General features: G+C 55.5%; 21 protein-coding genes and 1 tRNA gene. 4 read left to right on the top strand and 18 right to left on the bottom strand.

Annotation, left to right across the window (positions count from 1 at the left end):
- Positions 1-5: 5 nt before the first annotated feature.
- The gene (gene hisH, locus AB1763_06125; protein ID MEW5832395.1) at positions 6-617 is read right to left on the bottom strand and encodes an imidazole glycerol phosphate synthase subunit HisH; all 612 of its coding nucleotides are present in this window, start codon (positions 615-617) and stop codon (positions 6-8) included.
- Positions 614-1,522, bottom strand: a complete 909-nt coding sequence (locus AB1763_06120) for a PDC sensor domain-containing protein (protein MEW5832394.1) — start codon at positions 1,520-1,522, stop codon at positions 614-616. Before AB1763_06120 ends, hisH begins: the two co-directional genes overlap by 4 nt.
- Positions 1,523-1,588: 66 nt before the next feature.
- On the opposite strand from AB1763_06120, the gene waaC reads away from it, so the two are divergent.
- Both waaC and AB1763_06110 read left to right on the top strand, forming a co-directional pair.
- On the top strand, positions 1,589-2,587 hold the full coding sequence (gene waaC, locus AB1763_06115) for a lipopolysaccharide heptosyltransferase I (protein MEW5832393.1): 999 nt from the start codon (positions 1,589-1,591) through the stop codon (positions 2,585-2,587).
- Positions 2,584-3,465 (top strand): lipid A biosynthesis lauroyl acyltransferase, encoded by an 882-nt coding sequence (locus AB1763_06110; protein ID MEW5832392.1) that lies wholly within the window; start codon positions 2,584-2,586, stop codon positions 3,463-3,465. Before waaC ends, AB1763_06110 begins: the two co-directional genes overlap by 4 nt.
- Positions 3,466-3,478: 13 nt before the next feature.
- On the opposite strand, the gene AB1763_06105 is transcribed toward AB1763_06110, so the two are convergent.
- Positions 3,479-4,165 carry a dUTP diphosphatase gene (locus AB1763_06105; GenBank protein MEW5832391.1) on the bottom strand — a complete coding sequence of 229 codons (687 nt, stop codon included), beginning with the start codon at positions 4,163-4,165 and terminating at the stop codon, positions 3,479-3,481.
- Positions 4,166-4,210: 45 nt separating this feature from the next.
- On the opposite strand from AB1763_06105, the gene AB1763_06100 reads away from it, so the two are divergent.
- The gene (locus AB1763_06100) at positions 4,211-4,387 is read left to right on the top strand and encodes a uracil-DNA glycosylase (protein ID MEW5832390.1); all 177 of its coding nucleotides are present in this window, start codon (positions 4,211-4,213) and stop codon (positions 4,385-4,387) included.
- Here AB1763_06100 and AB1763_06095 read toward each other — a convergent pair.
- The 4 genes from AB1763_06095 to AB1763_06080 all read right to left on the bottom strand — a co-directional run bounded on the left by AB1763_06095 (position 4,359) and on the right by AB1763_06080 (position 8,047).
- On the bottom strand, positions 4,359-4,778 hold the full coding sequence (locus tag AB1763_06095) for a pyridoxamine 5'-phosphate oxidase family protein (protein MEW5832389.1): 420 nt from the start codon (positions 4,776-4,778) through the stop codon (positions 4,359-4,361). The genes AB1763_06100 and AB1763_06095 overlap by 29 nt on opposite strands.
- Positions 4,765-5,943, bottom strand: a complete 1,179-nt coding sequence (locus AB1763_06090) for a PatB family C-S lyase (GenBank protein ID MEW5832388.1) — start codon at positions 5,941-5,943, stop codon at positions 4,765-4,767. Before AB1763_06090 ends, AB1763_06095 begins: the two co-directional genes overlap by 14 nt.
- Positions 5,934-7,868 carry a 5-histidylcysteine sulfoxide synthase gene (gene ovoA, locus AB1763_06085; GenBank protein MEW5832387.1) on the bottom strand — a complete coding sequence of 645 codons (1,935 nt, stop codon included), beginning with the start codon at positions 7,866-7,868 and terminating at the stop codon, positions 5,934-5,936. The genes AB1763_06090 and ovoA overlap by 10 nt, the downstream gene beginning before the upstream one ends.
- 101 nt (positions 7,869-7,969) lie before the next feature.
- Positions 7,970-8,047: transfer RNA gene (locus AB1763_06080), tRNA-Pro, on the bottom strand.
- Positions 8,048-8,125: 78 nt separating this feature from the next.
- Here AB1763_06080 and pgeF point away from each other — a divergent pair.
- Positions 8,126-8,878: a peptidoglycan editing factor PgeF gene (gene pgeF, locus AB1763_06075; protein ID MEW5832386.1), complete on the top strand. Its 753-nt coding sequence runs from the start codon at positions 8,126-8,128 to the stop codon at positions 8,876-8,878.
- On the opposite strand, the gene dxs is transcribed toward pgeF, so the two are convergent.
- The 11 genes from dxs to AB1763_06020 all read right to left on the bottom strand — a co-directional run bounded on the left by dxs (position 8,865) and on the right by AB1763_06020 (position 20,721).
- Positions 8,865-10,682: a 1-deoxy-D-xylulose-5-phosphate synthase gene (gene dxs / locus AB1763_06070; protein MEW5832385.1), complete on the bottom strand. Its 1,818-nt coding sequence runs from the start codon at positions 10,680-10,682 to the stop codon at positions 8,865-8,867. The two genes, pgeF and dxs, sit on opposite strands and share 14 nt — an antisense overlap.
- A gap of 67 nt (positions 10,683-10,749) precedes the next feature.
- Entirely contained in the window at positions 10,750-11,532 is a 783-nt protein-coding gene (gene fliH, locus AB1763_06065; protein MEW5832384.1) for a flagellar assembly protein FliH, read from the bottom strand.
- A 5-nt stretch (positions 11,533-11,537) separates the two neighbouring features.
- Complete coding sequence (gene fliG / locus AB1763_06060; protein ID MEW5832383.1) at positions 11,538-12,563, bottom strand: flagellar motor switch protein FliG; 1,026 nt, start codon at positions 12,561-12,563, stop codon at positions 11,538-11,540.
- 8 nt (positions 12,564-12,571) lie between these two features.
- The gene (fliF, locus tag AB1763_06055) at positions 12,572-14,293 is read right to left on the bottom strand and encodes a flagellar basal-body MS-ring/collar protein FliF (GenBank protein ID MEW5832382.1); all 1,722 of its coding nucleotides are present in this window, start codon (positions 14,291-14,293) and stop codon (positions 12,572-12,574) included.
- A 17-nt stretch (positions 14,294-14,310) separates the two neighbouring features.
- Positions 14,311-15,405, bottom strand: a complete 1,095-nt coding sequence (gene hisC / locus AB1763_06050; protein ID MEW5832381.1) for a histidinol-phosphate transaminase — start codon at positions 15,403-15,405, stop codon at positions 14,311-14,313.
- Positions 15,402-16,484, bottom strand: coding sequence for a prephenate dehydratase (gene pheA, locus AB1763_06045; GenBank protein MEW5832380.1), 1,083 nt, complete (start codon positions 16,482-16,484; stop codon positions 15,402-15,404). The genes hisC and pheA overlap by 4 nt, the downstream gene beginning before the upstream one ends.
- The gene (locus AB1763_06040; GenBank protein MEW5832379.1) at positions 16,481-17,260 is read right to left on the bottom strand and encodes an HAD-IIA family hydrolase; all 780 of its coding nucleotides are present in this window, start codon (positions 17,258-17,260) and stop codon (positions 16,481-16,483) included. Before AB1763_06040 ends, pheA begins: the two co-directional genes overlap by 4 nt.
- A 9-nt stretch (positions 17,261-17,269) precedes the next feature.
- Positions 17,270-18,472, bottom strand: coding sequence for a diaminopimelate decarboxylase (gene lysA, locus AB1763_06035; GenBank protein ID MEW5832378.1), 1,203 nt, complete (start codon positions 18,470-18,472; stop codon positions 17,270-17,272).
- Positions 18,473-18,489: 17 nt separating this feature from the next.
- Positions 18,490-19,578: an LptF/LptG family permease gene (locus tag AB1763_06030; protein MEW5832377.1), complete on the bottom strand. Its 1,089-nt coding sequence runs from the start codon at positions 19,576-19,578 to the stop codon at positions 18,490-18,492.
- A gap of 55 nt (positions 19,579-19,633) precedes the next feature.
- Positions 19,634-20,182, bottom strand: a complete 549-nt coding sequence (pth, locus tag AB1763_06025) for an aminoacyl-tRNA hydrolase (GenBank protein ID MEW5832376.1) — start codon at positions 20,180-20,182, stop codon at positions 19,634-19,636.
- A gap of 2 nt (positions 20,183-20,184) precedes the next feature.
- Positions 20,185-20,721: a 50S ribosomal protein L25/general stress protein Ctc gene (locus AB1763_06020; GenBank protein MEW5832375.1), complete on the bottom strand. Its 537-nt coding sequence runs from the start codon at positions 20,719-20,721 to the stop codon at positions 20,185-20,187.
- Positions 20,722-20,762: the final 41 nt, after the last annotated feature.

The raw sequence follows: 20,762 nt of genomic DNA, 5'->3' as shown, positions 1-20,762 counted from the left end.
CCTTGTCAGAGGTTGATAAAGTTTTTGAGAATGTTCAGTCCGTTCCGGTGGCTTTTCTCCGGATGGGGCTGGATCCCCATGACGTTCTCGTGCGCAACGGCGCTTGTAAAACGGTAGCCGTAGACGCTCTCGCCGATGCTGTCGGCATCGTTTTCGCACAGGGCGTGGTAGGAGTGGACGAAATAGAGGTAATGGGCTTCGTCCAGACCTTCAAACAGCGCATGGGGTTTCGTGAACATCCGGTTCCATCCCATGTGGGGAACTTTCAGGGGGGTGTGAAAACGGCTCGTATCGAACGCGACGACCCGTCCCCGAATGAGGCCGAGTCCTTCGTTAATCCCGAACTCTTCGCTCGAATCGAACAACAGCTGCATTCCCAGGCAGATCCCCAGCAAATGCTTGCCGCTGCGGGCGTATTCCCTGACCGCCTCATCCATCCCCCGGGTTCTGAGGTGTTCCATCGCGTCGGCAAACGCCCCGACCCCCGGCAAAATCACTTTGTCGTACGATGAGAGTTTTTCGGGGTCCGATTCGACGACGACCCGTTCACCCAGCAAGTCAAACGCGTTTTTGACGCTCGCGAGGTTCCCCATGTTGTAATCGACGATCGCAATCACATTCTCTCCTTTTGATGGGTAAAGCGGATATAGACCGCCAGTCCGATCAACAGCATCGACACCCCGCCGATGATGTAAATCGCGTTGACCAGCATCTCCGGCGCCGTCATCGCGAATTTGAATACGAGCATCAGCGCCTCGATGGAAAGCGCGATGATGATGGAGCCCAGGAAGCGGACCATCGTTTTGTGGATATCCGACGCAGGATCGTGTTTGGGTCGCCCGAGCACCTCTTCTTCAAAAATCGTTTTGACCAGATCGAACGTCGCGAGCGACAACGTCAGAAGAATCGTCGCTTCAAAGATGTCCTTGATCTCGATCCGTTCGTAATGCCCCAAACCGTACGAGAGGAAACTCTCGATCCCTTTGACGAACAGCAGCAGCGCGACGAAAGTGAGTGCCACCGAGAACATCGCGTATACGATCCGGAAAAACTTGCCCGCATAGGTCTCCGCCGCAAGGGGGTGGGCGATCCGCAGCACTTCGGCCAGCGGCATATCCAGACACGCGACGTAGACGATTTCGCCGTATTCGTCGAAAATCGGCTGGGAAGCGGTTACCGTCAGTTCGTCGTTGAGCAGCGACGGGTAAGGGTCGGTGATCGTGCAGCGCCGCTCGTGCATCGCCCGGTAATAGTACGCCCGCGTCGAACGACTCGTACCCGCGTCCTCTTCTTTTTTCCCCTCTTTCAGATAGGTCGGCCCCACCTGGTTTCCCTTGGCGTCGAGGAGATAGGCCGCCTCTAGCCCTTTGAGATCGCCCCGGATTTTCAGCAGTCGGGCCGTAACCGCTTCGACCGATACCGAGGGGAGGTGGTTAGGGAGGTTTTTGTGAAACAGATAGCAAAAATAGGCTCGTGCTTTCGGGCGGACTTCCGCGTATTGCTGTATATCCTGTACGACCATCCCTTTCTCCTTTTGGCGGGTGATTATTGAGGGGGATTGTAGCTTAGTTGCGCTATAGTTACGCTTATGAAGAGTCCCCGTCCCAAAATCGCGATCGTCCGGCTGAGCGCCCTGGGCGATATCGTCAATACCGCCGTCGTATTGCAGATCATCAAGGCACGCTATCCCGACGCCCTGATCGACTGGTTTGTCGAAGAGGCGTTTGCGCCGCTGCTGGAGGGGCATCCTCTCCTCCACGAAACGGTCCCCGTCCCGATCAAACGGATCAAAAAGAGCCGGGATTTCGGTTTGTTGATGCGTACGCTCCGAGGGCTCAAAGGGCGCGCGCCCTACGACCGCATCATCGACGCCCAGGGGCTGATGAAATCGGCCCTCGTCGCTTCGCTCCTCAAAGGGCCGGTCCACGGCTTCGACCGCCGCAGCGCGAGGGAATCGGCGGCGGCATGGTTTTACGACACCGCTTCGGCCATCCCCTACGACGAAAACGTCGTCCGCCGAAACGTCCGGGTCGTCACCGAAGCGCTCGACATCCCCTATGCCGAAACACTGATCCGGGACAAAGCCCCCCTCTTCCCGTCGGAACCGGAGGGCATCCTTTCTCCTTCGGATCGCCCCGCCGTCGCCTGCGTCATCGGCGCTTCGTGGCCCAGCAAATGCTATCCCAAAGAGCTCTTTTCGCAGGTATGCTCGGGACTGGAGGGGACGACCTGCCACCTCATCTGGGGAAGCGAAGCCGAGCGGAAGGATGCCGAATGGATCGCCCTCCATGCCCCCAATGCCTTCGTCGCCCCGAAAATGTCACTCAGAGAACTGGTCGGTTTTATCGGGAAATGCGACCTGACGATCGGCAACGATACCGGTCCGACCCACATGGCCTGGGCGATGAACCGGGCTTCGATCACGCTGTTCGGGCCGACCAACGAACGGATGATCTACCCGACGTCGTTGAACGTCGCGATCCAGTCGTCCTCGACCGTCGATATCCTCAAAATCGATCGCAACGATTTCTCGATTCGCGAAATCGACCCTGACCTTATCGTACAAAAAGCCAAGGAACTGCTATGACCCGTTTTCGCCTTTTCTTAATGCTGGAGCGTTTGCTGATGGCGCTGCCGGGGTCATGGCGCAAAGCTTTTTTCCTTTTTCTGGCATGGCTGGCCCATCGGCTGGCACCTTCGCGGAACCGGGTCATTTCCCAAAACCTCGCCTTTGCCTTCGGCGGGACACTTTCCGAACAAGAAACCCTCCACATCGAACGCTACTGCTACCGGAACCTCCTTTTGAACTTTCTGCAGGTGATGGAAAACCGCCGCAACCGGATCGAAGATTTTCGCAAAGCGGTCCGTTTCGAAAACCGCGAAGCGGTAGATGCCCTGCTCGCCGGGGGACGTCCGATCATCTTCATCTCCGCCCATTTCGGCAACTGGGAACTGGGGGCAACCGCCCTTTCCAAGCTCATTGTCCCCACCACTTCCATCTACAAAAGTTTCGACCGTCCCGAGTTCAACCCCTATCTGCTCGAAGCCCGTACCCGCCACGGCATGGAGATGATCGAAAAAGAAGGGGCGCTCAAACACCTCGCCCGAACGCTCAAAAGCGGCGGATGCGTCTCACTGATGATCGACCAGGCCAGCAATGCACGCCACGGCGTTGCCGTCGATTTTTTCGGACACAGCACCTACCACTCCTCGACGCCGGCAAGCCTCTCGTCCAAATACGAAGCGCCGATCGTCCCGCTCTATATCCTGACCGAAGACGATGAACACTACACGATCCGGTTTGAAGATCCGATTGAAGTAACGGGTGAAGATCCGCAGGCGCTTGTAGGAGCAACGCAGGAACTCGTGACGACGCTTGAGCGGATCATCCGCGCGCATCCCAAATTCTGGTTCTGGTGTCACAAACGGTGGAAAGGGGAATTTCCGGAAATCTACCGGAAATAAAGAAACGCGGTAATCAGGCCGGATAAACGGCTTTGAGCGCCGCATACAGTTCATCCGGGGTCATATCCGGATGGGCTTCCCACGAGCGTTTCATCACGCTGTTGTCCTCTTCGCCGTTCCAGACCTTGACGTAATGCCCCTCTTTGTATCCGTGGTCCTGACGGAACTGGTTGAGGATGTTTTTCCCGACGTAAAGACGATAGAGGGTATCGAGGTTGAGCCCTCCCATCGCCGCGAGCCTGAAAAAATCGTCGCTCATTTTCTCCAGATCGCCGTCGATCGCAGGCTGCAGGGCATGGCGCATCAGAATCTCGATTTTGAGCATCAATGCTTCGTCCGAATCGAATTCCCCTTCTCGCGCCTTGCAAAGTTCGGTATATCCTACAGTTTCGGACATCCATTCCGCCATCTGGGCAAAAGTTTCCCCCTCCCGGTAAATGCCGTCCTCCAGGACAAGGCTCATAATAAAATGCCATACGTCGACGATCTCGATCTGCAGGTTGGCGTAATCGGTGGGCTGTGCGATGCTTTTCCAGTGTTTCCATCCGAACGAATCGATCATCTCGGCACACTCCATATAGACGCAACGGCGCCAGTTGATCCGTTTTCCGTCTTTCGTTACCCCTTTTTCCCATCCTTTGCCGTTGGTCGAGTCGTTGAGGCGTTGTTGCAGTTCCAGCATGCAGAGTAATTTATTCATAGCGTTCCTTTAAAAAGTTTCTAATTATACGGTAAACTTCCAATCATGCAAAAGATCAACTGTCACCGCTGCGCCTATTATTTCGTGACGTGGGAAGCGCACCAGCCGCACGGCTGCAAAGCCTACGGTTTCAAATCGAGAATGATCCCCTCGCAGGTCGTCCTGAGCTCCAGCGGAGCACAGTGTATCTACTTCACTCCGAAACAGAACGCTTCCAAGTGAGTTTTTTCCCGAAGCCGAGGGTATTGTCGGTCATTTTAACCTCATCGAGCTCGATCCGCCACAGCGTCGGATTCATCGCCCGTGCGTACGGGAACCTCCCGAAATAAAGACGGCGGGCCTCCTCGTCGGACGCCCGAGCCATCCGCCCGGCAAATTGTATCCCCCGTATCTTTCCCACCGTTTTGGTTTCCAGCGCCACCGTTCCCGTCACCGAGGGGTTGCGCAAGACATTCGCGATGTGTTCGGTCGCTTCGTCCGATGCGATAATGAACGAAGCCCCCGCCGCATCATACGCGTAAAACGCCGAGCAGCACCACAGTCTCTCTCCCGACGTCGCGAGCGAGAGGAGATGATGTTCGGCGACAAAAGCATCGATTTTAGCGCGTTCCATCGATCGCCCTTCCCATACTTTCGAGCGCTTCGTCCAAAACGCCTCTGGGGACGGCGAAATTGAGCCGCATAAACCCGCTCCCCTCTTTGCCGAATCCCAGTCCGGGGCTCAGCCCCAGTCTGGCTTCGCGGACGAAAAATTCCCGCAATTCGCCGTCCCCCATTCCCAAAGCGCGGCAATCAAGCCAGGCGAGGTAAGTCGCTTCGGGCTTGCCGACGCTTATCGTCGGGCGGGATGACGCCCAGGTGACGATCGCCTCGGCGTTGGCATTCAGGTGATCCATCAACCCCGCATACCACCTCTCCCCCCGCGCATAAGCGGCTTCGAAGGCAACGTGGGACAACAAAGCCCCCTCTCCCCAGTGCAGACGTTTACGCTCTGCATCGTAGAGCGCACGCAGCTCATGTGAGGGGATGCAGACGGTCGAAATCGAAAATCCCGCCATGTTGAACGTCTTCCCCGGTCCGATGAGCATCACGGTATTCTCACGCAGCGCAGGCGAAAGGGACGCAGTGGGAATATGGCGGTTGAGGGAGTAGACGAGATCGCAGTGTATCTCATCGCTGACGATCCGGATCCCGCGTTCAAGACAAAACGCACCGAGCGTTTCGAGTTCCTCCCGCGACCAAACCCGCCCAAGCGGATTGTGCGGCGAGCACAGCAACAGCATCTTCGTTTTGGGGGTGACCTGCGAGGCGAGACGATCAAGGTCAAAGCGGTATACCCCCGTCTCGTCCGGGCGGAGGGGATGGACGATCAGGGTTCGGCGATTGTGTTTGACCATCGTGTAAAAAGGGGGATAGACGGGGTCCATCACGATCACTTCGTCTCCTTCCCCGCTGAGCGCGCGGATCGCACACCCGATCGACGCGACGACCGAGGGGGAGTAGCTGAGCCATTCGCGCTCCATCGTGAACGCATGGCGACGTTCAAACCATCCGATCTGGGCATCGTACGCCGCATCGCTCATAATCTCGTATCCCATCACCGGGTGGGCAAGCCGTTCCCTGATCGCTTCGAGGACACATTCGGGTGTCGCGATGTCCATGTCGGCCACCCACATCGGCCGTACCTCTTCGGTACCGAACAAAGAGGCCCGAAGGGTGTATTTTTCGGCGTTCGTGCCGCTGCGGTCGATGAAGACGTTGTAGGGGTCTAGTTCCATACGTTCACGTACCCCCGCACCGTCTCTGTACCGCGGACATAGTCAAAGCCGCGCGCATCGCTTCGCACGGGGGTATCGGTGAGGGCGATCACCGCCCCGCCTGCCGTGAGTCTCGGGAGCAAAGAACGGGCAATCGCTTCGATATCGGCGAGCGGCTCGTAAACCGCATTGATGATGATGCATGCATACCCCCGCAGGTGGGGTTTGAGATTGCGCATATCCGCCTGATAAAACTCGACCTTTTTCGTAGCGGAAGGAAGAGCCAGCGTTTCAAGCGCGATCTCTCGGATCGACGTCCCGCTGCGATAGCGTATCGATCCTTCCCGCAACAACTCTACCCCCGGCGCAATAAAGCGGGCGGAACGGTCGACTCCGACGACGTTCCCGAAATAGCGGGAAAGCTCGAGACTCAACCGCCCCGCTTTGCACCCCAGTTCCAGCACGCTTCCCGCATCGGCGAACGGCGCGATCGCCTCGCCGGCGGCAACGGCGAAACCGTCCCCTTGCGCGTACCCCGCTTCGCACAACGCCACGATTTCGGGGTCCTCGATGAGCGCTGCGTGTTCCCTCTCTTCCACGCGGCCTCCGCATACGTACCGAAAACCCGCATGCTGGTAAAAATGTCGACGGAACGCATAGCGGGAAGCGGCGACGATCTCATTGCCCGTCGAAGCCCACGATCCCCCTTTTATCAGGTTGTGTTTGCCATCAAACGTCGGCGTGGAAAAATCGTCATACCACGGATGGGTTTCAAACCCCTCGAATCCCTCGATCGGCGTCTGCGTCCATTGCCATACGTTCCCCACGACATCATACAGCGGACCCTGCGCAAACGTATCGACCGGAACCGATGACGCGAAGTGGGCAAAATTGAGATTGGCCCGCACATCGTCGTAAACCTGCGACTCCATGCCGCACACCTGCACCATCCGGTACCATTCCGCCTCACCGGGCAAACGGTAAACTTTAGCATCCCGCGCGCTTTTCCACCGGCAAAACGCCTGCGCTTCGAGGGCATTGACCTCCACCGGCCAGTTCGCCGGAAACGCTATCTCCTCGCAGAGCGTCCGGAGCCGATACGTCCCATCCCCCTGCGGAATCCAAAACGGCGGGCACTCGGCTTTACGGATGCGCAAAAACTTTTGCCCCTCCTCATCCCACCAGCGAAGGTCGCCGTATCCCCCGTCCAGTACAAACGGCAAAAACTCGCCGTTGCTGACGAGGTACTTCGACGCTTCAAAACTTTCGACGGCACAAGACCGCGCCCCGTATTCGTTGTCCCATCCGTAGAGTCCCCAATCGGCTTCCCCTTTTCCCAGCACGATATCCCCGCCTTGTATGGGGACAAGGCCATTCTCAGGCGCGGCGCCGCTTTTCGTGCAACGGTAAAAGTTTTCATGGGGTTTGATCAGCTCAATCGGCAGCTGACGGTGTAGAACGCTGGAGGTTTCGATATGGATCCGCTCGTGTTCAATCCCCATCCAGATCGCCCAGAACGGATCGTTTTGGGTGATGGGCAATTGCATAGGCAGCGTCAGGATCATCTCCTCGACCAACGCTTTGACCCGCTTACGATACTCCCGCACCTCCGACACCTCCGGCCACGCGAACCGCTCGCTCGCTTCGTCCCACACCATTTCATCGACACCGACGGCGAAAAGCGATTCGAAGCGGGGGTTTATCCGTTCGCTCAACACCCCCGCCGCGACGAGTTTGTTAACGTAAAACACCGCAGTATGGCCGAAATAGAAAATCATCGGATGACGCGTCGGCTCGGACTGGCGGTAAAACACCTCGTCCGAAGCGAATAACTCGAACAGCGATTCGAACAGCTGGTAGCTCTGGTAAAAATAATCTCTGAGTTCACGGCGTTTGGCCTCGACGTCCGTCCCGTCCAGCCGAACCGATCTCATCTGTCTTTGCACTCAAAGTCCTTTGGATAACCTGCGAAACAATACGCATAAAAATCGGGTTTGAAAATAGATTTCGGATAGTATAGTGGGAGAATGCTAAAAGAGAGGAAAAATGGTCGGAGCGACCTGACTCGAACAGGCGACCTCTACCACCCCAAGGTAGTGCGCTAGCCAAACTGCGCTACGCCCCGACGTAAAAAAGTGGAATGGAAGAATAATCAAAATTTGATTAATCCCACCTAAAAGTAAATCGGGTTATACTCGTTTGCATGAAAACCCTACCTTCCGCCCTTTCGCACTCTTCGGCTGTTCTGGCCTGTTTCACCACCCGCAGCGGAGGCGTCTCCTCTGCCCCCTACGAGAGCGCCAATCTGGCGTTTCACGTCGGTGACGATCCGCTCCGGGTCACGCAAAACCATGACCTTCTCTCGCAGCACCTGGGGTATGAGCGTTCCCGCCTCGTTCACATGCGTCAGATCCATTCGGACCACGTGGTCGCGGTCGACGAGACGTTCGGGTTCGATACTCCTCCCGAATGCGACGCGCTCATCACCGACCGTTCCTGCCTGCCTCTCATGGTGATGAGCGCCGACTGTACCCCGATTTTACTCCACGATCCGCACACTCACGCCATCGGAGCCGTACACGCCGGACGCGAAGGGGCGCTCAAGGCGATCCTCCCCAAAACGATCGCCGCAATGGGAGAGGCCTACGGCACCCGCGCCGAAAACATTCGGATCAGCATGGGACCCTCGATCGGGGGGTGCTGCTATGAAATCAACCCTGCCATCGCGTCGGAAGTGACGACGCTGGGTTATCAGGGTGCACTGCGCCGAGAAGGTGAAAAGGTCTTTTTGGACGTCAACGCGATATTGCTGCGGCAACTCGAAACGGCGGGAGTGAACGCCGAAGCGGTTGAAGTGCTTGCGGAGTGTACGGCGTGCCGATGCGATACCTACTTTTCGTACCGCGCGGATGCGCGGCGGACCGGACGGATCGCGGGAGTGATTATGCTTCGCTGACGCGGCGGGCCAGCTGTTCGGGGAGCAATCCAAGCGATTCTTCGACGAGGCGGGTGTTACCGTGTTTGATAAATGCGTCGTCGTATTCGAAACTCACGACCGCAACATCCGCTATTTTCTCTTCGGACAGCCACTCGAGCAGTGCGCTCCCGACTCCGCCCATGCGGACCGAATCGCTGAAGACGTACCACCGTTTGTGTTTTCGGGCCATCTTGCGCAGCATCGGGGTATCCAGCGGTTTCACAAACCGCAAATCGAGGAGTGAAGGTTTTTCGTCCAGGTACTCCATCGTCTGCGCCGCGCGTCCGACACCGTTGCCGTACCCGATCAGAAGGACGTCCGAATCGTTCTCGATCAACAGCTGTGCTTTCCCCGTTTCAAAAGGCTCCGATTCGGGAAGATCCGCTGCGAAAAAAGCCCCGCGCGGATAACGGATGGCGCACGGGCGTTCGTACGCCGCCGCGTACTCGACCACCTGATGAAACGAACGTTCATCTCTGGGAGCGCAGAGGGTCATGTTGGGGATCAGCCGCAAAAAGCTGATATCGAACGCCCCCTGGTGCGTCTCGCCGTCTTCCCCGACGATCCCGGCACGGTCCATAGCGAAAACGACCGGAAGGTCCATCAGGCAGACATCGTGAACGACCTGGTCGAATCCGCGCTGCAAAAACGTCGAGTAGATGGTGCAAAAAGGCTTGAAACCCTCTTTGGCGAGCGAAGCCATGGAGGTCACCGCATGCTGTTCGGCGATCGCCACGTCCCAGAAACGCTCAGGGTACTTTTCGATCAGTTCGCTCATTCCCGTACCGCTGGGCATCGCTGCAGTGACCCCGACGATTTTCGGATTGGCATCGGCCGCCGCCATCAACGCTTCGGTGTAAATCTGGGTCGCACTTTTGGCGGCGCTTTTCGCGCTGGCGGTACCGCTTTTAAGGTCGAAGGGGGAAACGCCGTGCCATTTTTCGTGTTTTCCCTCCGCGATTTCGTATCCTTTGCCTTTGATCGTCTGGACATGGACGAGAACCGGCTTGCCCATCGATTTGGCCGTCTCGAACGTCTCGATCAACGATTTGAGGTCGTGGCCGTCGATGGGACCGATGTACTCGATCCCCATCTCCTCGAACATGATGCCCGGCGTGATCAGTTTGAACGACTCTTCAAATCGCTTGGCGAGGTAGTGGGCCCCTTCCCCGAAGTTGTCGACGAACTGCTCGGTTTTGCGCTTGAACCGCTGGTAAAAGGGGCTGGCCATCGCGGAACTGAGCATCCGGCTAAGGGCCCCGATCGGCTTGGCGATACTCATCTCATTGTCGTTGAGGATGATTACCATCGGGTATTTCCGGTCTCCAAGTTCGTTCAGCGCTTCGTAAACCATCCCCGCCGACATTGCCCCGTCCCCGATGAGGACCACCGGGATGCGGCTGGACTGCTCGTTTTTGAGGGCGATCGCCTTGGCCGCTCCGACCCCCAGCGAAATCGATGTCGAGCTGTGCCCCGCCACGAAATAGTCCAACGGTGATTCAGAGGGTTTCGTATACCCGCTGAGCCCTCCGAACTGGCGAAGCGTCGAAAATGCTTCCCACCGCCCCGTCAGCAGCTTGTGGGCATACGACTGGTGCGACACGTCGAAGATAAACGGGTCTTTGTCCGCGTCGAAAACCCTGTGCATCGCGACGATAATCTCGGTTGCCCCGAGCGTCGAGCTCAGATGCCCCCCGTTCGAACTGACCACGTCTAAAATCCGTTCACGGATTTTCTGGGAAAGTTCGGCCAGTTCTTGTAGCGTAAAATTTTTAATGTCCATAGGCAATGATAAATCCTGAAAATCGGTGAAATTAGTCCATTATAGGAGAATCGGTTCGAAAAAGGCTTTACGATTCAAGCAAGACGGATCGTTTAAGCCTTTCGTAACGCTTTTTGATCTCCGAATCGATGTTCCCGACGTCGCTGATCGCAACGACGCCCCCGGGGCTGATCGCCCGGTCGGATAGTACTTCCACGTGAGAAAGCGACCCCACCTTCTCGGAAATAAACCCGTGATCGATCGGATTGACCCGCAAGGTAATCTTCGATGCGTCTTTGAGGTCTTCGATCAGATCGGCCGAGAGTTTGGCGGCGATTTTCGCGCTGTTCTCGTGCGTTTCGATCCCGATCACCTCTTTGGCGATGTCAAGCGCGGTGTGGGTCAGTTCTTTTTGGATCGCATCGAGCGCGGTGACAAACTCTTTGGCGGCGTTTTCAAGCGTTTTCACCGAAACGCCCAGCTGATCGTGCGAATGTTCCTGCCGTTGGAGGTTTTGGGATTTTTCCTGTTCGATTCCCGCGGCCACCCCCTCTTCGTAAGCCGTTTTTTTAGCCTCTTCGAGCGCCTGCGCGTGCTCTTCTTGCATCGCTTCGAGGCGCATCTGCATTTTGATGACGTTGGAACTCATTTCGTCGGCTTTTTTGAGAAGCGACTCGATCAGATCGTCCTTGTTCGAAGGGTGCATGATCCCCGTCTGCGGCGGAAGGGCCGAAGGCGTTTCCCCCGCTGAGCGGGCGATCTCTTCGCTCGCTTCACCGACGCTGGACCCCGAAAGCGACGAAAGGATTTTAAACTGGTATTTGCTGATCGTATGGGCGCCGGTACGATCGTTGGGTATAACGACATCCATTCAGACTACTCCACCATCTCTTCGGATTCACCCAGCTGCAAGACACCCTGCTCGGCCAGGTTCTGGACCACTTCGACGACTTTACGCTGCGCGGCCTCGACCTCTTTGACCTTGACCGCCCCCAGAAACTGCATCTCTTCGACAAACGCGTCTTTGGCCCGCTGCGACATGTTCGCGTAAAATTTCTCCTTGAGCTCGTCGGCGGAACTCTTGAGCGCGAGCATAAGATCGTTTTTGTCGACCGATTTGAGGATCTCGCGAACGCTTGCGCCGTCGAGATCGACGATATCTTCGAAGGTAAACATCATCTCCTTGATCGACGCGGCGAGTTCCTGATCGAGCTGTTCGATCTGCGACAGGGTCGCTTTGGATGCTTTCGCCCCAAGGCGGTTGAAGACGTCCGCGACGGCACGCGGTCCCCCCACCTCGACTTTGTAGCTCGCCAGCGCTTCGAGTTTGCTCTCCAGTACGGCGCTGACCCGCTTGATGATCGAGGGGGAGATATCGCCCAGTTTCGCCATCCGCATCGCCACTTCCGCCCGAAGGTCGTCGGGGAAGATGTAAAGCGTTTCCGCCGCCGCCGAAGCGTCCATGTGCGCGAGGATCAGGGCGATCGTCTGCGGATGCTCGGTCATGATGAAGTCGGCCAGCTGTTGCGGTTTGATTTTCGCGAGATACGAGAAATTCTGAATGTTCTGCATCGATTTCGAGAGACGTTCGAGAACTTTTTTCGCTTCATCCGGCCCCAGGGCCTTGTAGAGAATTTCGCGGGCGTAATCCAGACCCCCGGTATTGAGATACTGGTTGGACTGGATGATGGCGTAAAACTCTTCGAGAACGGCGGCGCCGAGATTTTTTTCGATCGAACGATTGTTGGCAATGTACTTTGAGACCTCGGTGATCGCTTCGACGCTCATCCGAGAAAAAACGGTGGCGGTCACGTCTTCGCCCAGCTGTACCAGTAATACGGCCACTTTTTCCGCCATCGACATTTCGTCGAAATGGGCCTGTTGTTGCGGTGTGAGCGTCATGGTCCCTCCTATCGCTTGTGCATGGCACCCTCAGGTGCCGATTCCTCTTCGATCAGTGCCTGGATCAAAGAGGCCAGTTCATCCGGATGCTCTTCGGCGACTTCGCGAACTTTTTCGAGAAGAACGTCGTATTTGAGTTCGTCCTCGTTGAAGTTTTCGCCGATACCGAGCTGATTCTCCACTTTTTTTCGCATCTGCTGCACTTTTTCCGCCAAATCTTCATCCTCGTCGTCACTGATTTCGAGATTCGGTTTCTCGAACTCTTCTTCTTCACGGCTGAATTCGAGCATCCGCTCGGCGAACGGAATGATGATCTGACGATACGCGATGTAGAGGATCAACGCAACGAGCAGATATTTGAAGACCGGGAAGAACGGTTTGAGATACGTTTCGATGAACTCGGACGTCTTCGATGCCGTATCTTTGGGCCGCATCCCGTCTTTCGAAGCCTGGAACTCGAAATTTCGGACCGTCACCTGGTCGCCGCGCTGTTCATCGATGCCGATCGACTGTTTGACCAGCGCATCGATCGCCTGCAGCTGCGTCTCGTCGAGTCCAATGTATTCGATTTCGTCCGTCGCTTCTCCGTTGGCGTCTTTTTTGGGCTCGTATTTTCCGTCGACGACGACCGCGGCCGTCATCCGCTTGATGCGGGCGAATTCCATTTTTTTGGTCGAGACGGTCTTGGAGATCTCGTAATTCGTCGTCCCCTGCGTTTTTTCGTATTTTTCGCCCGTCGTCGTGTTGCCAAGCCCTTCTGCGGGGCCGATATTGCTCACCGCGCCCGGAACTCCGCCGACCTGCGCGGGTGCGGGGCCTTCACGTTTTTCTTCAAGGGTCTGCTCGCTGCGGACGACGTTTTCGGGATCAAACGTCTCGGAAGTGGAACTTTGTTCGGAAAAATCATACTCGATCGTCACTTTGGCGACGACACGGTCTTTGCCGCCGATGAAAGGGGCGAGAACGTTGATGATTTTTTCTTCCTGTTTTTTCTCTTCCTTGGTTTTGTACTGCTGCTGCATTTGGGAAAGTTCGCCCATCTGCGCCGCCGCTTCGTCATCACCGAGCGTTTCGCCTTCGGAGTTGATGAGGGCGACGTTTTCGGGTTTGAGTTTCGGTACGGCCGACGCGACGAGTTTTTTGATCCCCGTAATCTGTTTGGGTGTCAGTTTGCGGTCGGGATAGAGCTGAACCATAACCGATGCCGAAGGGGGAACCTCTTCGGAAACGAAGAGCGTCTCTTTGGGCAGGGCGAGGCTCACGCTCGATTTTTCGACCGGCGCGAGCGAATCGATGGAGCGGGCCAGTTCCCCTTCCAGCGCCCGGCGGAATTTAACCTCTTGGTCAAAACTGGTCGCCCCGAACTCCTGTTTGTCGAACAGTTCGAATCCGACATGCCCTTCTTTGGGAATCCCCTGGGAAGCGATCGCGATCCGCTCTTTGTACACGACCTCTTTGGGGACTTCGATCACGTTCTCGCGCGGGACTCGGTAGGGAATCTGGTCTTTTTCGAGCTGTTCGATTACTTTCGCGGCATCTTGCGGCGAAAGCTGGTCAAAAAGAACCTGATAGCCGTCTTCACTCTCCTTGGTTCCGCCGGAAGTGTACACGACCAGAAAAACCAAAAAAGCGATAATCCCCGCTACCGCCGCCCCGATGATGGTCTTCTGGGTACGGTTAAGCTTTCCGAAAAAAACAACGAGTTGCGAGAAAAGGGCCTTAAAATCCATTTTTACCTGTGTCTACTTTATAGCAAAGAATTCGTGAGTTCAAAAAATCGGTCGTTCTGTGCAGCGGTACCGACGGTAACGCGGATTGCGTTCAAACCGTAACTGCTTAAATCACGTACAATCATACCCTTTTTTAACAGTTCTTGCGCAATTTTCGACGAATTTTTTTCTTCAGGCAGGGATAAAGTGACGAAATTCGTATAACTTTCGATGATATCGATCCCCTTCTCCGCCGCAAAGGCTTCGTACCGCTTCATTTGGCGGAAGTTGTCGGCGATGCATTCGGTCACGAACGCTTCGTCTTCGAGGGCCACCGACGCGGCTTCCAGCGAGAGGGTCGTGATGTTAAACGGAGGGCGTACTTTGTAAAGCGCTTCGATGATGGGGGCACGTGAGATCCCGTATCCGACGCGCATTCCGCCCAATCCGTAGGCTTTGGAAAAGGTCCCCAGAAACAGCACGTTATCGAAACGTGCGATGAGATCGCGCGGTTCGACCGCTTTGGCGGGGTTTTTGAAACGGGCGTATTCCATGTAGGCGCCGTCGACGATCACGAGCGTATCGCTGTCGATTTTTTCAATAAACGAGAGCATGGCGTCCGCATCGATCGCGTCCCCGGTCGGATTGTTGGGGGTACACAGAAAAATGATCTGCGGCTTGTGCTCGGTATAGAGGGCGTAGAATTCATCCATATCGTGAACACGCGAAGCGGTCCGGACGATCTGGGCCCCCACCTGTTTGGCGTAAATTTCGTACATCGCGAACGTGACGCTGTTCATCAGAACTTTCGCTCCCGGATGCGCTTTGGCGTGGATCGCGAATTCGATTACCTGGTCACTCCCAGCACCAATGACGAGTTCTTTGGGATCGATGCCGTATTTGGCCGCCAGGGCGGTTTTGAGTTTGAGCATCGAATCGTCCGGATAGAGGGCCATGTTGTCGATGATCGCACGGACCGCCTCCTTGACTTTCGGCGAACACCCAAAAGGGTTCTCGTTGCTGGCAAGCTTCACGATCTGGTCGGGGGCGATTCCGTATTCGCGCACTACCAGTTCGATCGGTTTTCCCGCTTCATAGGTTTTGATACTGTCCAATGTCGTGTTAAAAGTCATAATTCTCCCTTGACGTAGCTTCCCAGCCACGTTACTTCGTCTGCATGATTTTGGATTACTTCCTGAATGCGCGGTTCATCGATATGTCCGAAAAAATCGATGAAAAACCAATACCCGAAACCGTCGTTGTCGCGCGAAGGACGGCTTTCGATCTTGCTCAGGTTGATTTGGGCGTTGTTGAAATCCTCGAGAAAATGGACCAACGCCCCCGCCCGTTGGGCATCCTTGAGCCGTACGAGAATCGAGGTTTTGTCTTCACCGCTGATACCGTTTTTAAAATCGCTGAGGATAAAAAACCGGGTGGCGTTGTTATGCGTGTCTTCGATGTTCTCAAACAACGTCGGAACGCGGTAGAGCTTCGCCGCGATATGCGAACATATCGCCGCCGCTTCGGGATCTTTGGAAGCGAGGATCGCCGCTTTGGCGGTCGATTCGACGGGAATGTGTTCCACCGTATCCAAACCGTGTTCAAGCAGGAATTCACGGCATTGCCCGAACCCTTTGTCTTTCGAATAGATCCGCTTGATATGGTGAATCTTTTCGGCTTTCGTGGCAAACGCCATATGGATCGGCATGTAGAGTTCGGCTACGATTTTCACCGTGCTTTTTCCCAGAAGATCGAGGGTCTCCCCGACAACGCCGTCACGGCTGTTTTCGATCGGGACGACGCCGAATTTCGCCCGTTTCGCTTCGAGCGTTTTGAATACCGCATCGATCGATCCGAGCGAGAGGTAATCGCTCATCGCCCCGAAACGCGACTCCGCGGCCTGATGGGTAAAACTCCCCTCCGGCCCCAGATAGGCGATCCGTTCGGGAAGTTCGAGATTGCGCGAAACGGCAAAAATTTCCAAAAAGACCGCTTCAATGGCCTGACGGTTGAGCAATCCTCCCGATTCCTCGCTCATGAGGGTGAGACGGTCGATAATCGCTTTTTCCCTCTCCGGACGGTAAATCGCCGTATTGCTTTCATGCTTGATCTCCCCGACCCGGCGGACGACTTCCATCCGCCGGTTCAGCAATTCGACGACGGCGTTATCGATCTCGTCGATCCGCGCTCTGCATTCTTCGAGTGTATTCATAGTTTCTCCAATACTTCCTGCATATCAGAATAGACGGCACTCGGACGTTCGGCGGGGTCGAGCGAGGGCAATATTTCATCGGCGTTACGGATTTTTCCGCTGAGAACGAACACCCCTTTCATCCCCAGCTTCTGCGCGCCTACCAGATCTCCTTTGACGTCGTCGCTGATGATCGTGACGTCAGCATACCGTGCTCCCGGGTGCTGCAGGCGCAAACGCCGCAGCGCTTCGTCAAAAAACGGCCCGCTCGGTTTCCCGACGACGGCATAAGGGACGGAAGTCGCAAATTCGAGCATTTTCAGGATTGCCCCCACCCCCGGATAGCGTTTGTGGTTTTTGACGTAGAGCGAAGTCTCGTGCATGCCGATGAGACGCGCGCCCGCGAGAAGGAATTCGATCATCTGCGCGTATTCTTCGGCGGTGAAATCCTCTTTGATCGCGATGAGGACGGCATCGGGACAGCGGTAATCGAGCATGTACCCCATCGCGCGGACGACGTTCAGAAACGGCTCCGAACCGTATGCCGCGATTTTTTCACTTTTGCCGATACGGCTTTCAAGCATCATCAGGGGATCGAGATATTTCTCGGGGGGTATCGCCAGTCCGATTGCGTTCAGGTATCCCAAAAACTCGTCACTGGGATTTTTCGTACTGTTGGTGATGACCATGTACGGGGTCCCTTCGGTGTTGAGGCGGTCGATAAAAGCGACGGCACCCCGAACGGGCTGCTTGGTGTTATCCTCGATCAGCGTCCCCTGCACATCGATAAAATACATCGGACCTTCCTACAGGTAATCGCGCTCGCACGCAATAACGTCGTCAAAAGTTTCGCGGCGGCGGATCAGACGGTCCTTGCCATCCTCGAGGGCAACTTCGGCGGAACGTCCGCGGGTGTTATAGTTGCTTCCCATGCCGAAACCGTACGCCCCGGCACTGTGAACCACCAGCAGATCGTTGTGTTCCATCGGGGGAAGCGGATAGTTTTTCGCCAGGAAATCGCCGCTTTCACATACCGGCCCGACGACATCGGCAGCATTCTCATCCCCTGTTTTTCCGAGGGCCTCGATACGGTGGTACGCTTTGTAGAGGCTGGGACGGATGAGATCGTTCATTGCCCCGTCAACGACAACAAAACGCTTCTCGCCGTTACGTTTTTCGTAGAGCACCTTGGTCAGGAAATACCCCGCATTGGCGGTGAGGAAACGGCCCGGTTCGCACACGACGGTAACATCCAGCCCGCGCAGCGCCGAAAGAACCGCCTGCGCGTAATCGTACGGCGCAATCGTCGTCTCGTCGTTGTAGCGTACTCCAAGTCCGCCCCCGATATCAAAGAACTTGAGTTCGATGTCGATCGCCTGCAGCGAACGGAGCAGGTCGGCGACGATGACGGCCGCTTCGTAGATCGGTTCGAGTTCGGTCAACTGGCTTCCGATGTGGAAGTGGATACCGACCGGATCGAGCGACGGAGAGTTTTTGGCCAGGATGTACATCCGCTTCGCCGCATCGATCTCGACGCCGAATTTGTTGTCATGCAGTCCCGTCGAGATGTAGGGGTGGGTTTTGGGATCGATATTGGGATTGACCCGGATACTGATCCGTGCGGTTGCCCCCAGTTCCGCCGCGATCGCTTCGACGCGGGAGAGTTCGGCTTCGCTTTCGACGTTGATGTAGAGGATATCGGCTTCGATCGCTTCGCGAATCTCGTCATCGCGTTTTCCGACGCCGCTGAAGAGAATCCGGTATTTGGGAACCCCCGCCATCAGCGCACGGCGCACCTCGCCGATCGACACGCAGTCCGCACCCGCTCCAAGCTGTGCGAAGTGTTTGACGACACTGAGATTGGAGTTGGCTTTCACGGCATACGCCAGAATCGATTTACGTCCGCGAAACGCCTCTTTCAGCGATTCGAACTGCGCGCTCATCGCGTCGAAATCGTAAACATACAAGGGAGTACCGTACGTTTGGGCCAAAGCTTTGAAATCGGTCACCGTTATCCTTTTCTCGTTTAATTTGGTCGCGATTTTACCCTAACTCTCCTTAGGGGACCTCCAAGCCGCCACAGCATGAACGCAAACAAAAGTCCGACGGGGGTCACGACGCCGATCAGAGGAGAAAGGGTTTTGTTGTTCGAGAGTTCTCCCATCATAAATAAAAATCCCCACACAAGCAGCGTGGCGAGGATCGCTCCGAAACTGAAGACCGATAAGTTCAAAAAACGGGCGCTGATGGGGGCATATGAGAAAAAGATCACGATCAGCATCACCGCGAACCACGGCGTCACGAAGATCCGGAACATCGCGCTTTCGATTTTGCCGACGTCTACGTTCTGGTTTTCGAGCAGTGCCAAGGCTTCGAACCCGTCGACGATCGTGAAATTGGCTTTGCCTTCGTACACCTGATCGAGAATTTTCGGCTTAAAATCTTTCAGCGCGCGCACATTCGTCCGATCTTCCGTAACGATCCCCGCAGCGTCCAGCGCCAGACTTTCGGGGGGGCGGATGACGTGGGCTTTGTCCATGTTCCAGTAGCCGTTGTCGTACACCGCTTCCGAAGCGCTGAGAACCTCTTTGAGGCGCCCGTTTTCAAACGTAAAAATGCGGATTTTTTCGGCCTTGCGGGTCAGGGGATAGAGATTGCCGAAATAGACATAATTCCCCTCATGGGTAAAAAAGAGGTTGCTGGTGGGACGGATGAACTGCGACGTCTCCCGGAGATTGTTGGCGAATTCGTTGGCGCGGGCGAAATTCGTAGCGTGCAGAACGATGTGGATCCCCACCATCAGTACGGCTACGCTGATAAACGGCGCAAGAATCCGCCGTTTCGAATACCCGATCGCGTAATAGGCCGCCAGCGCGTTGGAACGGACCATCTCCACCGACGTCGCGATCATTGCAAAGACCAAAGAGATCGGCAGCATCATATCCACGGCGTAAAAGGCCTTGTACATGATGTAGATCAATACCAGATTGGCGGAGTCGGGCAGCTCCGAAGCATTTTCCATCAGGTCGAATCCGACCATGAAGCTCCCCAGAGCGATCAGAATGATAAAGAAATAGCGCAGGTACAAAAGCGATAAAGTCGTAAAAGCGAGCATAAAAACCCAATGTCAAAAAGTTAGGCTTTATTGTATCCAAACGAAGCTATAAAACTCACATTCCCTTGAGGGAGCATTTGGAAGCCACGTCGGCGCAATCCGCGCGAAGAAGCATTTCGACGGCGTCCGCCGCTTTCGAAATCCATTCAGGAAGGCGAAGGTTTTCATCGGCCGTAAACGGATGGAGGACGTAATCGGCCACCTGCGATTTGTGTTCGGGTTTTCCGATCCCCATCCGGACGCGGATATAATCGGGCCCGATGGCCGCATCGGTGGACTTGAGCCCGTTATGCCCGCCGTGCCCGCCCCCTTTTTTGAAGCGAAGCGCACCGAATGGAAGATCGAGGTCGTCGTGGATGACGATGACGTCGTCGATTTTATAGAAATTTTTAACGGAGAGGACCGATTTGCCCGAAAGGTTCATGTAGGTGGTAGGCTTGAGGAGAAAATGTTCCCCCATTTTAAACAACTCCCCTTCGAAGGAGCTCTTTGAAACGGATTGAACGCTGCGGCGACGGCAAAGTTCGTCGATCACCATGAAGCCGACGTTATGCCGGGTACGCTCATACGCCGGGCCGGGATTGCCCAGACCGACGATCAGCATGATTATTTCGCTTTGATGACGCTCAGAACCGATACGCGGTCTGAATCGGTGAATTTCACGTTTTCCATAACCGGAAGGTCACGAACGAGGACGGAATCGCCCAGGTCGAGCGGAGAAACATCGATTTCGATCGCGTTGGGGAGGTTTTCGATCGCGGCTTTAACGCGAAGGCGTTTTTTCGCAACGTACAACATCCCTTTGTTTTTCAAACCGACCGGGCTTCCGAACGGTTTAACCGGTACATGATAGTGGGTGACGACACCCGGCTGAGCTACCATCAGATCAACGTGCAACAGGTTTCCTGAAACCGGGTGAGACTCATACCCCTGAACGACAACGTTCATCTCTTTTCCGCCGACGTTAACGGGGAACGCTACGGTCTCTTTGTTGCGAACGGTACGGATAAAGTCGTTCATTTTGAACGCGGCGTGAACGTTTTCAAGCCCTTTTCCGTAGATGTTGGCAATGAGATAACCATCACGGCGGTACGCTTTCGTCGCGCTTTTGCCAATACTCTCTCTTACAATGCCTTCTAGCATAATCATGTCCTTCAAAAATAAAATGGGACGGATTATACTTA

Source organism: Campylobacterota bacterium, assembly GCA_040752835.1.
GTDB lineage: Bacteria > Campylobacterota > Campylobacteria > Campylobacterales > Sulfurimonadaceae > Sulfuricurvum.
This window is presented reverse-complemented; position numbering and strand designations above follow the sequence as displayed.

Excerpts from the sequence above, each read along its gene's own strand:
- fliG (MEW5832383.1), bottom strand. The coding sequence starts at position 12,563 with ATGACGCTCACACCGCAACAACAGGCCCATTTCGACGAAATGTCGATG.
- AB1763_06120 (MEW5832394.1), bottom strand. The coding sequence starts at position 1,522 with ATGGTCGTACAGGATATACAGCAATACGCGGAAGTCCGCCCGAAAGCA.
- fliH (MEW5832384.1), bottom strand. The coding sequence starts at position 11,532 with ATGGATGTCGTTATACCCAACGATCGTACCGGCGCCCATACGATCAGC.
- AB1763_06030 (MEW5832377.1), bottom strand. The coding sequence starts at position 19,578 with ATGCTCGCTTTTACGACTTTATCGCTTTTGTACCTGCGCTATTTCTTT.
- dxs (MEW5832385.1), bottom strand. The coding sequence starts at position 10,682 with ATGGACATTAAAAATTTTACGCTACAAGAACTGGCCGAACTTTCCCAG.
- AB1763_06020 (MEW5832375.1), bottom strand. The coding sequence starts at position 20,721 with ATGCTAGAAGGCATTGTAAGAGAGAGTATTGGCAAAAGCGCGACGAAA.
- pgeF (MEW5832386.1), top strand. The coding sequence starts at position 8,126 with ATGAAAACCCTACCTTCCGCCCTTTCGCACTCTTCGGCTGTTCTGGCC.
- hisC (MEW5832381.1), bottom strand. The coding sequence starts at position 15,405 with ATGACTTTTAACACGACATTGGACAGTATCAAAACCTATGAAGCGGGA.
- AB1763_06105 (MEW5832391.1), bottom strand. The coding sequence starts at position 4,165 with ATGAATAAATTACTCTGCATGCTGGAACTGCAACAACGCCTCAACGAC.
- pheA (MEW5832380.1), bottom strand. The coding sequence starts at position 16,484 with ATGAATACACTCGAAGAATGCAGAGCGCGGATCGACGAGATCGATAAC.
- AB1763_06040 (MEW5832379.1), bottom strand. The coding sequence starts at position 17,260 with ATGTATTTTATCGATGTGCAGGGGACGCTGATCGAGGATAACACCAAG.
- AB1763_06110 (MEW5832392.1), top strand. The coding sequence starts at position 2,584 with ATGACCCGTTTTCGCCTTTTCTTAATGCTGGAGCGTTTGCTGATGGCG.
- fliF (MEW5832382.1), bottom strand. The coding sequence starts at position 14,293 with ATGGATTTTAAGGCCCTTTTCTCGCAACTCGTTGTTTTTTTCGGAAAG.
- AB1763_06095 (MEW5832389.1), bottom strand. The coding sequence starts at position 4,778 with ATGGAACGCGCTAAAATCGATGCTTTTGTCGCCGAACATCATCTCCTC.
- AB1763_06090 (MEW5832388.1), bottom strand. The coding sequence starts at position 5,943 with ATGGAACTAGACCCCTACAACGTCTTCATCGACCGCAGCGGCACGAAC.
- pth (MEW5832376.1), bottom strand. The coding sequence starts at position 20,182 with ATGCTGATCGTCGGTCTGGGCAATCCCGGCCCGGCGTATGAGCGTACC.
- AB1763_06100 (MEW5832390.1), top strand. The coding sequence starts at position 4,211 with ATGCAAAAGATCAACTGTCACCGCTGCGCCTATTATTTCGTGACGTGG.
- waaC (MEW5832393.1), top strand. The coding sequence starts at position 1,589 with ATGAAGAGTCCCCGTCCCAAAATCGCGATCGTCCGGCTGAGCGCCCTG.